General features: G+C 62.2%; 9 protein-coding genes. 2 read left to right on the forward strand and 7 right to left on the reverse strand.

What is annotated here, in order from left to right; all coding sequences use genetic code 11:
* Nucleotides 1–2,038 (forward strand): hypothetical protein (locus RMO15_RS05795; protein WP_309709088.1); only part of this gene is annotated, 2,038 nt, incomplete at its 5' end.
* Here the strand turns inward: RMO15_RS05795 and RMO15_RS05800 are convergent.
* The 7 genes from RMO15_RS05800 to RMO15_RS05830 are packed head-to-tail and all read right to left on the reverse strand — an operon-like array spanning nucleotide 2,007 to nucleotide 11,617.
* Complete coding sequence (locus tag RMO15_RS05800; protein WP_309709090.1) at nucleotides 2,007–3,386, reverse strand: proton-conducting transporter membrane subunit; 1,380 nt, start codon at nucleotides 3,384–3,386, stop codon at nucleotides 2,007–2,009. The two genes, RMO15_RS05795 and RMO15_RS05800, sit on opposite strands and share 32 nt — an antisense overlap.
* Nucleotides 3,379–4,665 carry a proton-conducting transporter membrane subunit gene (locus RMO15_RS05805; protein WP_309709092.1) on the reverse strand — a complete coding sequence of 429 codons (1,287 nt, stop codon included), beginning with the start codon at nucleotides 4,663–4,665 and terminating at the stop codon, nucleotides 3,379–3,381. The genes RMO15_RS05800 and RMO15_RS05805 overlap by 8 nt, the downstream gene beginning before the upstream one ends.
* A complete protein-coding gene (locus RMO15_RS05810) occupies nucleotides 4,662–7,484 on the reverse strand; it encodes a DUF2309 domain-containing protein (RefSeq protein WP_309709094.1) in 2,823 nt (940 codons plus the stop codon). The genes RMO15_RS05805 and RMO15_RS05810 overlap by 4 nt, the downstream gene beginning before the upstream one ends.
* Nucleotides 7,481–8,215, reverse strand: a complete 735-nt coding sequence (locus tag RMO15_RS05815) for a LytTR family DNA-binding domain-containing protein (RefSeq protein ID WP_309709096.1) — start codon at nucleotides 8,213–8,215, stop codon at nucleotides 7,481–7,483. Before RMO15_RS05815 ends, RMO15_RS05810 begins: the two co-directional genes overlap by 4 nt.
* Before the next feature lie 16 nt (nucleotides 8,216–8,231).
* A complete protein-coding gene (locus tag RMO15_RS05820; RefSeq protein WP_309709098.1) occupies nucleotides 8,232–9,437 on the reverse strand; it encodes a histidine kinase in 1,206 nt (401 codons plus the stop codon).
* 4 nt (nucleotides 9,438–9,441) lie between these two features.
* Complete coding sequence (locus RMO15_RS05825) at nucleotides 9,442–10,080, reverse strand: carbonic anhydrase (protein WP_309709102.1); 639 nt, start codon at nucleotides 10,078–10,080, stop codon at nucleotides 9,442–9,444.
* Between the two features lie 10 nt (nucleotides 10,081–10,090).
* On the reverse strand, nucleotides 10,091–11,617 hold the full coding sequence (locus RMO15_RS05830; RefSeq protein ID WP_309709105.1) for a SulP family inorganic anion transporter: 1,527 nt from the start codon (nucleotides 11,615–11,617) through the stop codon (nucleotides 10,091–10,093).
* A 216-nt stretch (nucleotides 11,618–11,833) separates the two neighbouring features.
* Here RMO15_RS05830 and RMO15_RS05835 point away from each other — a divergent pair.
* Nucleotides 11,834–12,421 (forward strand): SulP family inorganic anion transporter (locus RMO15_RS05835; RefSeq protein ID WP_309709111.1); only part of this gene is annotated, 588 nt, incomplete at its 3' end.

Here is a 12,421-nt window from a genome sequence, read left to right on the forward strand (position 1 = left end):
GGCCGGGCCGGGCGGGACGGGAAAGACGCGCCTCTCGATTGAGACCGGGCGACACCTTCAGCAGCGCTTCTCGGGCGGGGTGTGGTTTGTGGCGCTGGCGGAGACCCAAGACGCCCAGCGCATTCTTGAGGGCCTGCGTGATGCGCTGGAGCTTCCTCGAAATGGCGGAAGCGGCGAAGCTTTAGAGGCCGTTCGGGCGCGGCTGGGGTCGGAGCCGTCGCTGGTGATTCTCGACAACCTGGAGCAGCTCATAGACGATGCCGCGCTCGCTCTGCCCGGCCTGCTGGCCCAGCTTCCGAGCACGCGCTTCTTACTCACCTCGCGCATACGCCTGGGGCTTCCGGGGGAGCATGTCTTTCCGATTGCGGCACTGCCTCTCCCGACGCCCACCGAGCCTCTGGAGCGCCTCGCCACCAACGCCGCTCTCGCCCTCTTCTGCGACCGTGCCCGCGCCGCCCTCCCCGAGTTTGGGCTCACGCAGCGCAACGCGGCAACACTTGCCATGCTCTGTCGCCAGCTCGAAGGCGTGCCCCTGGCGCTGGAACTAGCCGCAAGCTGGGCGGGCCAGCTTACCCCCAAGCAGATGCAGGAGCGCTTCACCGCGGCACTAGCGCTAGAGGGGCGGCGCATAGACCGCGAGGCGCGGCATCTCTCGGTTCGGGCCGCTCTGCGCGGGAGCCTGGAGCTCCTTCCCGCAGAGCTCGCCCAGCTCTTTGCGGAGCTCTCGGTCTTTCGGGGGGGCTTTACGGCGGACGCAGCAGAGCGTGTCTGCCTTGCACCTGCGACAAGCTACGCCCTGAGCCGCCTACGGGAGCACTCGCTCCTCACCGCAGATTTTTCAGGCGATACACCGCGCTTCTCGATGCTGGAGAGCGTCCGCGAGTTCGCCGGGGAGTGCTTGGGCGAGAGCCAAACGGCGCTGCGCCTGCGCCATGCACAGTGGCTCTTGGGCATTGAGGAGCAGAGCGTCCCCGAGACCCTGGCGGAGCGCGAGAACGGCGAGGCGGCACTGGAGTTTTTGGAGGCAGAGAGCCCCCAGACGGCGCTTCAGCTCACCGCGAAGTTCGTGCGACGCTGGCAGCAAGCGGGGTTTGGGGATGCGGGAATCGCCATCATAGAGCGGGTTCTGGCGCTCTTTCCGGGCGATCCTCCTAGCCCGGAGCTCGGGCTGACCCTGGCGGGGCTGGCAGCGCTCTATTTTTACAAGGGCGAGCTGCCTGCCTCCAAGCGCTGCTTTGAGCGCCGCCTCGCGGTTGCCGAAGCCCTGGGTGATCTGCCCGCACAGACGGAGGCGCAGCGCAACCTGGGGACGCTGGCCATCGCGGAGGGGAACTATATTGCGGCACGAGAGTCTCTCGGCGCGGCGCTTCAGAACTTGCCCACCCCACGCCCAGCTCTCATCGAGATACTCCTGCACAGCAATCTCGGGGTGGTGAACTACGCCCTTGATGAGCTTGATGCAGCTCGGGAGCACTTTACGGCGGGCATTGCGCTCTGTGAGAGCATCGGTGAGGTGCGCTGGGTGGTCAATTGCTGGCATGGTCTGGGGGCGATTGCCACAGACTGCGGTGATGCCATCGAGGCGGAGCGCTGCCACCGACAGGGCCTTGCTCTGAGCCGCCAGTCTGAGGAGCCGCTTCTTATTGGCGATGGCCTGACTCTGGTGGCGATGTCGCAGATAGACGCGGGCAATATCCGTGAGGCAGCGCAGATGCTGCAGGAGGCAGCGGCTCTTTTCGCCCAGAGCCACGCCTACGACATGGAGCGCCGGCTGGGTGACGAGACGGCGCGTCTGCTAGTTTCCCTCAAGCTCCCCGAGCAAGCCGCGCAGCTTCTGGGCTATGCCGATCACTTGGTCGAGACACACCAGATCCATCTCTTTGGCTCCGCCCAGCGCGACCGTGCACGAATCCATGCCCTGCTAGAAGAAGCCCTCGCCCCCAAGGTACTAGCCCGTGAGCTAGCCCTCGGCAAGCAGCTCACCCGCGAGGATTTTTTTGCACAGCTTAACGCAGCTCTGGAGCGCGTGCAGGTGTGATGAACTGAGTGAGGTGCTCGGCGGCGCGTGCGGGGAGTCGGACAAAGGTGCTGGGAAAGATTCCGCCCACCACGAGAAAGAGAAGCGCTGCGGTCAGCACCACACGCTCGCGCGGCAGTACATCCGCCAAGCCCTGCGCCTCGATCCCAGGCCGCCCTAGAAAGAGCGAGGCAAAGAAGCGCAGCAGGCTCACGGCATTGAGCGCCGTCACGATGGGCAAGAAAATCCCGATAAGCTCGTGGGTTTCGAGGGTTCCATGGAGAAGTAAGTCCTCCGCACAGAAGCCCAGTGTCAGCGGCAGCCCCACCAGCGCCAGCCCGGAGACGACAAAAAAGACCGCGAGGCGGGGAGCCGCCACCCCGAGGCCGTAGAAGCGCCTTAGATCCAAGCCTTCCCCTACTCGTGCCTCCAGGCCCGCGATAATAATCGCCAGAACCGTCGTCGAGACCGCCACGACCTGCCAGTGGATTAGCGCCCCGGCAATGCCTTCCGTGCTATGACTCGTCAGCCCCGTGAGAATAAACGATGCCTGGCTGATCGCAAGAAAAGCAAGCAAGCGCCGGGGCTTGCGCTCCACGAGAGCCAGCAGAGCAGTGTAGGCCGAGGTAATCAGCGCAATGAGCCCCAGCACAGGCAGGAGCTGACGCGCGGGCTCGGGTAGCGCGGGAATGACCTGGTGCGTCACCAGAAATCCCCCCAGGTGTCCGTTCACCAGAAGTGCAAATGGCAGGAGCGGGCCTTTCTCGTAGGCAGCGACAATTGAGCCGTGCACGGGCCAGAGCCCCTTGCGCAGAAAGATAGCAGCGAGAAAAGACACAAAAGCCAGGGTCGGCGCGATCTTGGTGAGAACCATGCCCACCACCAGGCAGACCGTGCTTGCCAGAAGCGTGGCTTTGCTAAAGCGCGGTAGCGCCTCAGCAAAGAAGCCCGGCACCAGAAAAGGAACCAGAGAGCCCCCCCAGCCCAGTGCGAGGATGACGGGACTCTCGGTGGCGTAGGCCATCTGAGTAGTGGCGGTGATCAGCAGAATGCCAGTGAGCCAGCGGGGTGAGACCATGCGGCGCGGCGCGGCAAGACAGACCCCGAGAGCCAGTGCTACCAGAAGTGAGAGAGGCGGTGCACTCAGGGCATCGAGCCGAAAGCCACTGTTCCAGGGCTCCGGGTGGTACTCTCCGACACGGAGCACATCCGTGTAGGCCAGCAAGAGGGGCAGGAGCGCGGCAAGCAGCCCGACGACGGCCACCCGGCGTGCCGTTCGCGTCTCTGTCGTGCGCCAGGTCAGTAGTGCTGCGATCACAAGAACCGCGAGGCTGGCACTCAGCCAGGGAAAGCGGAGCGGGTCATTCATGGGGGTTTTCCGTTTTCTTTCCGCCCGAGCGCTGTAGCCCCGTCGCGAGGCGCAGCACCGGCCCGATTAAGAAGCGCTCGACAATGGTATCGAGGTGTCCTCGATCCAGCGCCAGTCGGTAGAACCAGTGCCGCACAGACTCGGGGAGTAGTTTTTCGTAGTGCTCCCCGGACTTGCTCAGTGTGCCCCCCGCCGCCGCATGAACGTGGTGGTAGTCGTGGAGCATGGAGGGAGCGCGCAGAAACTCAAGAGTTCGCACGGCGGCGTGGCCGACGATATGCCAGAGCGCCAGTGTCGTCCAGCCCATGCCCAGCTCCGCAAAGACCAGCCCGAGCTGCGTCAGGGACGCATGAGCGAGTCCGGTCTTGGTATCGGCGGCGGCGCGTCCTGCCAGCGTGCCATGCAGCGCCGTCGCCAGCCCCACAGCCACCACGATCCCTGCTGCCACGCGAGACTCCTGGAGCAGCGGCTGGGCACGCAGGAGCAAGTAGGCCCCCGCATGCACCGAGAGCGCCCCGTAGAAAATCGCCGTGGAGGGAGTCGGCCCCTCCATTGCCCGAGGGAGCCAGCCCGAGAACGGCACTTGGGCTCCCTTGCCCATCGCCGCCATAAGAAAGAGCAGCCCCAGCAAGGTCGCCTCTCCGGCATGAACCTGGGAGAGTGCCTCAAATCCCGCCGAGCCCGTCTGCCCATGCAGCAAGACCACCCCGACGAGGAGGCCGATATCACACGTCCGGTAGGTGGCAAAGGCACGGAGCGCGTTCTTCACGGGCTCGTCGCGGTGCTGGAAGAAGGCAATCAGCATCACACTCGTCAATCCCACCAGCTCCCAGCCACCGATCACCACATCGAACGTAGCCGCCGAGAAGAGCAGCAGAATCCCAAATCCAAAGAGATGTAGTAGCAGGAAAAACCGAAAGAAGCCGGGGTCGCGGTGGATGTAGCTGCCCGAGAAGCGCCCGACCACCCCCACCAGAATCGCGCCTAAGAGCTGAAACGGCAGCGAGACCGAGTCGGCCAGAAGCCGTAGAGGGAAGCGGTAGTCGTGCACCACAAACCAGCTCCCCAGCTCCGCGACAACCCGGTGCTGCCCCGTGACGGCCATCCCGAGGGCGAGCGCCAGCGCAAGCGTTGTCACGATCCCGTAGCAGAGCGCCGTTAGTCGCGTGACCGTTTTCTCCGGCGGCTCCCAGCCCAGCAGCCAAGCAAGACCTAGCAAGAGAAAACTCACCCCTGGCACGGCCACGATCCCACACAGAAGTGCAATCAGAAGTGTCATTTAATTCCTGTAATTCTTGCCATTGGCAGGTGATGGAGCTTGCCCCCAAACCACTCGACCGAAGAGCTGACTTCGGGCAGCGGCACCTCGCGCTCATCTAGAACCACAAACTGCCCCTTTTGGTAGAGGGCGACCTGTCCGCTCTCAGGGTCCAGGGTCGCAAGACGAATCCAGCGGTTCTCGACCAGCTCCGTGACCAGCGCACTACGGCGCACGGCCTCCATCAGGCGCTCCGGGGTTGTCTCCGCGATCAGTAGCAGCCGCACCGGCTCGTGCACCTCGACCATCTGCCAGGGCAGGCCCGTTTGCAGATCACTGGCGTGGCCGTTCATCACGCCCACAAGCCCCGTCACGTTGTGCGGGAGTTTGGTTCCGGAGCCGTAGCGCTCGTTGTCCACAAAAGAGAAATAGTACTCCAGGTTGATCCCCGCGCAGACCGGCCCCGCGGCTCCCAGCAGTGCCGCGAGGCTATTGTTCTCGGGGTCTTGCGTCGAGTCGTAGCTGACCAGAAACGCGCGGCGATCCAAAAAGAGGCCCCGTGTGACAGCGCGGCGCCCTACCACGCAGACCGCATTGGTCGCATGGCCGTACTCTGGGCGCGGCTCGGCTAGGTGCTCCGAGCGGGCCTGGACATGCCGGAGCGCCGCCTCGGGCGTGACATCACCATCGGCGGCCTCAAAGCGACGGGAGCGCTCCAGCGCATTGCCCGCCCGCGCCGCCTCTAGGCTCGCCCGAACCCGCTCAAACTCCGCCTGGTGGGTTGCGGAGATTTTATCGGTGTCAAAGAGGAGAACTTCATCGCTGCACGTGTCGTGGTAGCCCCCGACAAACCAGGTGTCCTCAGGAATCGCAAGCCCCTCACTCGCCAGCTTCTCCCGCACCTGCGGATGGTTGGCCATCGCGGCAAAGAGCCGGGCATTGGGGCCGCCGCGCCGCCCCCCACAGGCGCCACAGTCGTGGGCGGACTCGTGAGGATTGTTCAGGCTGGTGGAGCCGTGGCCCAGGAGCACGATCAGCCGGGAGTGGTTGCGTGTTAGCCCCCCCGCGCGTAGCATCCCGCCCACCCGTGCTGCTCTTTCGTCCACCGAGAAGCCTGGGAGCACGCCATGAATCAGCTCCTCACTCTCGCGCAGTAGCGCAAGCTCGGTGCGGGGCGTGGGAAGGAGTGCGTTTTCCAGCTGCCGCCGCACCTTTCCCGCCGTCCGTGGTGCCAGCACGCGGGTGAGGAGAGGAATGAGTGCAAAGACGCCCCACCCGACACTTCCCACCACCCCCCGCACCAGCGTTCGTGAGCCCCGCGATGCCGCGTGAGCCAGCGCGGCCCACTGGCGGCGACGGCTCTGGCGGAGCAGATGGGTCTCTTGCTCCCCCTGGTGCGGCACCTCAAAGACGGCGTGCTGTGGCTGCACCACCACGGGGCAGAGCGGCACGCCATGGGCATCGTCCAATCCCTGAAAGTGCACCGCGACCCCAAAGAACCCTGCGGCACCCAGTGTCTCAATCTCCGGGTCAAGCTCTTCTAAAGCGCGGCGCATGGACTCCTCACGCTCGTCAATGCAGAACACGACCTGGGCCACGGGGCGCGGGCGAGGCGCACTCAGATCAAGTGTCCGGCGGTGCTGGCGCAGGGGCTTGAGGATCTCTTGCTCGTGGCGGCGCTCGTAGGCCAAGTGGAACAACCGGCAGCACTCGTCCTCCGAGAACGCCTCGACCTCCGCACGCCAGGGCTCAAACGCATCCCCCGCAAGTGCTGAGGTACTTAGCCCAAGGCGCGTGGCGGTATCAAAGAGCTGCGCGGCACGCAGGCGCAGGGTCTGTTTTTGGGGGAGCCGCTCTGGGGAGCTGCGCTGCCAGTGGGTATGAACCGCCCCCGGTTGCCCCCGCCAGGCATTCTTCGCCGCGACTTTCACCAGGGTCAAGCGCACGGCCAGGTACTCCATGAGCGAGGCGCGCACCGGCGTGTAGGGCGCAAGCTCGGGTTGCTCTTCTAGGCGATAGATCAGACCCGCCCAGCCGGGAAGCGCCAGCAGCTCCGCCGTCAGAAACGCCTCCCACTGCGCCTCAGGCACCTCAAAGTGCTCCAGAAGCTCCTTCACAAGCTCCTCTGGTGTGCCCTGGTGTGCCCGAAAAGCCCGCTGGACTCCCACCAAAAGCTCCGGCTCCAGAAGTCCCGGCGCACTGAGCAGCGCATGCACGGCGGCATAGAAACCTTCGTCGCGGCGGGGGAGCACCCAGTCCGAGAGCCCCTGGTCCACAAACACGGAGCAGAAGCGAATCAGCCAGGGATGGATCACTTCGTCAATGTCCGTGCCCGTCCAAGTGAGAACACCATCGCGAGGGCGCGTGGGAGCCTGCGGCTGCGCCGCCGCTTCCGTAACCAGCCGCGACTCACAAGCCTCAAAGAGGGAGCGGGCGGAGTCTTCTGCGAGGAGTCCCTCTTCTTCAATCGCCCAGTCCAAGTTTTGCACGGTGAGCTGTCGTTTGGGAGTGAGCATCAGGCGCCTGCGTAGTGTGCTTCGGGTGAGCTTCCCCGGCCAGACCTCGGCATCCGGTTCCATGGCAAGCACGGCATCAATATCTTCTTCTTGAATGCGCCCTCGCTGGAGTTCTTTACGAAACTGCGCCTCGCTCATGTACGCCGCTGTCCCAAAGACTTTCGATGCCTCAAGAACGGCGGTCTCAAACGGCAGGTGCTGGAAGGCGTGGAGCGTGTTATGGTGAATAAAGACCCCAATCGGCCCCTGCATCGGGAGTAAGTGCGCCGCGTGCGCGAGTGCCGCCGTGAGTGTGTTGGTTTGTGTTTTCTGTGCCTGATTCATCGCGAGGTAACTCCCAGTTTTTCTTGTAAGACAGCAAAGCGTGTGCGGCTGACGGGGAGCTGCTGGCCGCCTCGGAGCCGCACGCCGTACGCATGGCTCCCGAGGTAGAGCAGCTCCTCGACGGCCTCCAAATTCAAAATACACGAGTCGTGGACGCGCAAAAACAGCTCAGAGGGCAAGAGGCGCTCCAGTTGGCTGAGCGTGTAGTAGGTCTTGTACTCCCCGTCGGCGAGGTGCACCACGACGCGCTTGTCTTGCGCCACAGCGCTACGGACTTCTTCCACACGCGGCAGGAGCACCGAGTAGTCCTGGCGGATGGGCAGGCGCTTGAGGGGGGTGATCGGCAGCTCGATCTCAGCCTCGGGAGCACTACTTGCGAGGCGCTCTCTCGCACGGGCCAGGGTCTGGGCGAGGCGGGCACTTGCCACGGGCTTGACCAAGTAGTCCAGCGCGGCGTGCTCAAAGGCCGCAAGAGCATGCTCCGAGTAGCCCGTCACAAAGACAATCAAGACACTGGGGCAGCTCTGGCGCAGTGCCGCCGCGAGCTGGAGCCCGGTGAGCCCCGGCATCTGGATGTCCAGAAAGAGAAGCTCGGGCTGGAGATCCTCGTTGAGCTGTAGCGCCTCGGTTGCGCTCTCCGCCTCGCCCAGCACCTGCACGTCCTGCTCCTCTAAGAGTTGGCGCAAGTACGCACGGGCCAGCGGCTCGTCGTCCACGATCAGGACTTTCATCGCGGCACCATAAACTTCATCGCGGCACCATAAACACAGCCAGTGTGCCCTGGTTTGCTTTAGAAAACAGCCGTAGCCGGGCCGAGCGCCCCAGGAGCAAGACAAGCTGCTCGTTGGCGATCTGAAGTCCGTGGGGCCGTCCCCCACTCTCGGCGCTCCAAGCACTGCGGGCGTGCGCGAGGCGCTCTGGCTCCATCCCCATACCACTATCAGCCACACAGATCAGCGTGCCGCGCCTGCGCCTGGCAATCTGGATGCGGAGTACGGCGGGCTCTAGCCGTGGCCCAATTCCGTGCAGGATCGCGTTCTCGACCAAGGTCTGGAGCGCAAATGGGGGCACCAGTGCCTCCAAACACTCCGGCGCGATGTCTTGCTCGACGCAGAGCCGCTTACCGAGGCGCAGGGCTTCGAGCTCCAGGTAGCCCGTGACCGCATCCAGCTCATCGCGCAGAGGTGTCAAGCTCCGGGGGGCGCTCTCCAGGGCACGTCGCATGAGCTGCCCCAGCTGCACCACGGCTCTCTCGGCTTTCAGCGGCGCGATCCGGCAGAGCGCTGCAATGGAGGTCAGAGCATTGAACAAAAAATGCGGATGCACACGCGCCTGGAGCGCCGCGAGCTGCGACTCCACGAGGCGGGTGCGGCTCCGCTCCACTTCAAGGCGTAGCCCCTCCGAGCGTTGGCGAGCTTCGGCATCGCTGAGCACCATCTGGAGAAGCAAGGCCCCCAGCCCGTTGGCACCGACTTTCAGCACGGCAAGCTGGGCGGAAAATGCGATCTCGCTCTGGCTATGCAGGAGGCTTCGTGCCAAGATTGCCCCTGCCTCAGCCAGGGTAATCGCCAGGAAACACGACAAGCTGGTGCGCTCGGTCGGGAGAGCCCGACGCACCAAAACGCCCGCGCCGAGGCTGATCGCCAGCGCAACCCAGGTGCGTGTCAGCGCCTCGGCGTGGAGAAAGAGCGGTGCTCCCAGCCCGACAATCAGAGCGGCGATTCCCCCGATGCGTGCTCCAAAGCGCAGGGCCACAAAGGTGATGATCAGGGTGTAGGTGTCGTAGGGCGAGCGCTCCCGTGCCACCCAGAGCTCCACCAGTCCTACCAACCCAAAGAGCACCCCCAGCCGTCCAATGGCTTGCAGAGGCTTGCGCGTTAAGAGATAGGCAAAGACCACAATAACGCAGGTGCTCTTGAGGAACTCGTCGAGTGCCTCCGGATTGACATTCACAAGGCTATTTTATCCCCAAGCCATTGTCCTCACCGAGCTTGGCAAACTGCCCAATCGCACTATCGTAGACAAAGACCTCGCCTGTCTCAAACTTATACATCCAGCCGTGCAGGTTGATTATCCCTCGTGAGGCACGACTCGCAATGATCGGCAGCGTCCGCAGGTGCTCTAGCTGCACGAGCACGTTCTCTTCCGCTGTGGCAGTGTAGAGTTCTTCCCCCGAGAGATGACTGTAGTGATCTTTAATAATCTCCGCCGTAGAGTCGCAGTGGGAGAGCCACCGCTTGAGCGTCGGCAGTGAGTCCAAGCTCTGGGGATTGAGCACGCCTTTCATCGCCCCACAGTGTGTGTGCCCACAGACGATAATATCTTTAACACCTAGTACGCCTACGGCAAACTCGACAGCGGCAAGCTCTCCGTTATTAGAAGTCCCGTAACACGGAATCACATTGCCCGCATTTCGGACGATAAAGAGCTGGCCGGGCTTGGCATTGGTAATTAAGTTCGGATCAATGCGCGAGTCAGAGCAAGTGATAAAGCAGGCTTCAGGATTCTGTCCGCCTGCAAGCCGCTCAAAAAGCTCTTGTTGCTGGCGAAAACCAACATTCTGAAAATAGTGAACACCGTCAATTAGTTTTTGCATGGTTACTCCGTTAATTTGTGGCACGCGTCACGCGCGGGCTTCCGCCCGTAGCATCGCCGTACCAGGCCTCGTGTTTCTCGTCAATGTCTACCATACCGCCGGTTTTTTCGTAGGTCTTGCGCCAGCTATGGAGCGCCTCAAATGCAGCATGATCCATAAACTCGACGAACAAATCAATCTCCACTCTTGCGCCCTCAGGGATCTTCGCTAGTGTGGCGCTGAGCTGTGGCACGGTCAAAAAGTTCAGCGCTCCCTCAATTCTTACATGCCAGGTTCCCTCATCTCGGCTCTCCACCTCACTCTTAAAGTTTGCAAGACGGCGCAGGAGCAAGATCACCGCAAGACCAATTCCCAGCCCAACCCCGGCCAAGAGATTCAGAAAAGCAACTCCCAGCGCAGTGACGGTGTAGACGATCACTTCACGGTGAAGATGCAACTCTCTAATATGGTGCAGGTTGATAAGCCGTACACCCACATGGATCAGTAGCCCTGCCAGCGCGGCGAGTGGGATTTTATTGAGCTGTGAGGTGGCCAGTAAGACAAAGAGCAGCACCCAGACCCCGTGCAGGATGGAGGAAACGCGAGTCTTCCCCCCTGCCGCGACATTGGCAGCGCTCCGCACGATCACGCCCGTCACCGGTAAGCCCCCAAGCAAGCCCGAGACGAGATTGGTCGCTCCCTGAGCGATTAGCTCTTTATCCAGGTTCGCACGTGCCCCTGTGTGCAGCTTATCGGTCGCCATCGCACAGAGAAGAGACTCCACACTGGCAACAACAGCGATCGTCAGCGCGGCTACAAAGAAGCCTCCAATATCGGCGGGAAGCTGAGGCAGTTGAAAGACAAACAGCGGGCCGTCTTTAATGGCGACACGAGGTGCTTCGGGGAAGAACACATTCCCTAGAATTGTCACTGTGAGCACGGAGACAAGCGCAGCGGGAATTAGCCGCACTTTGGCAGGAAGATAGCCCCAGCCCACCAAGATCGCGATCGTGATAATCCCAAGGATAGCCGCATGGGTCTCAGGAGTCGTGGGATGCGTGTAGAGCTGCACCACTTCGGTAGGAAGTTCCTTAAGGTTTAGCACCGCAGAGGACTGAGGCTTTCCCCCCAACATCACGTGAAGTTGTGCCAAGGAGATGGTGATGCCAATCCCAGCAAGCATTCCGTGTACCACAGCGGGAGAGATCATCAGCGAGGCACGGGCAATCTTGAGCGCTCCAAAACAGAGCTGAAAAATCCCCGCCACCAGAGAGATTGCGCACATCGTGGTCCAGCCGAATTTCTGCACCATCCCATAGACCAAAACAGTCAGTCCTGCTGCCGGGCCAGAAACCTGAAGTGGTGCTCCTGAAAGCAAGCCTGCAACAATTCCACCGACGATACAACCGATCAGCCCAGAGGCAATCGGAGCCCCAGAGGCATTGGCGATCCCGAGTGCCAGTGGCACAGCAACCAGAAACACCACGAGAGAGGCGGGCAGATCTGCTGGGGAAAAGTAGAAGCGCCGCGCCACGGTTGTCGTTTTGTGAGAGTCCATCACCTTCTTCTTACTCGTGTCTTCCGCAATTTGCTACTGAGATTCGCTCAGGCGTACCAAAGCGCCGCCCAAGTGTTCCAAACTCAAGATGACTGTCTGGTTTGACTTCGTTCTAGGCAACTTGGGAAACGGGTACAATGTACCCGTGGGCGGATTCCCCCCACCAGGAGTTTCTACATTATAGACACCCTCAAGACCCCCTCACTCAAATCCGATATACTCTCTGGCTTTCTGGTCTTTCTCATTGCTCTGCCCCTATGCCTTGGAATCGCAAGTGCAAGCGGAGCCCCTCCTATCTCCGGAATCCTCACCGCCATCATCGGCGGAATAGTTGCACCGTTTCTGGGCAGTGCGCGCTTCATCATAAAAGGCCCTGCTGCTGGAATGATCGTGATTGTGCTCGCAGCAATTACCGATCTAGGCCAGGGCGATCTGTCCGTAGGGTACCCGCGTATGCTGGCGGTTGGTGTGGTCGCGGGGGGCCTGCAGATCGTCCTTGCGCTCTTTCGAGTGGGCAACCTGGGGCGGCTCATGCCGACCTCCGTGGTGCAGGGGATGCTGACAGCCATTGGAGTGATTATTCTCTCTAAACAAGTCCATGTGCTCCTTGGAGTCAAGCCTCTCGGTAAAGAGCCGCTTGCGCTACTCCGGGAGGTTCCTCAGAGCATTGCGAGCCGCGAGGGTTCGGTCTTTCTGGTGGGGCTGGTTGCGCTGGGGATACTCATTGGGATGCCGCTTATCAGCAAGAAACTCGTGGTGCTTCGGGCGATCCCTCTGCCCCTAGTCATCTTACTGGCGACGATC

It is taken from the genome of Armatimonas sp., from assembly GCF_031410135.1.
In the GTDB taxonomy this organism is placed as follows: Bacteria; Armatimonadota; Armatimonadia; order Armatimonadales; family Armatimonadaceae; genus Armatimonas.

Excerpts from the sequence above, each read along its gene's own strand:
- RMO15_RS05805 (WP_309709092.1), bottom strand. The coding sequence starts at position 4,665 with ATGACACTTCTGATTGCACTTCTGTGTGGGATCGTGGCCGTGCCAGGG.
- RMO15_RS05830 (WP_309709105.1), bottom strand. The coding sequence starts at position 11,617 with ATGGACTCTCACAAAACGACAACCGTGGCGCGGCGCTTCTACTTTTCC.
- RMO15_RS05825 (WP_309709102.1), bottom strand. The coding sequence starts at position 10,080 with ATGCAAAAACTAATTGACGGTGTTCACTATTTTCAGAATGTTGGTTTT.
- RMO15_RS05815 (WP_309709096.1), bottom strand. The coding sequence starts at position 8,215 with ATGAAAGTCCTGATCGTGGACGACGAGCCGCTGGCCCGTGCGTACTTG.
- RMO15_RS05800 (WP_309709090.1), bottom strand. The coding sequence starts at position 3,386 with ATGAATGACCCGCTCCGCTTTCCCTGGCTGAGTGCCAGCCTCGCGGTT.
- RMO15_RS05810 (WP_309709094.1), bottom strand. The coding sequence starts at position 7,484 with ATGAATCAGGCACAGAAAACACAAACCAACACACTCACGGCGGCACTC.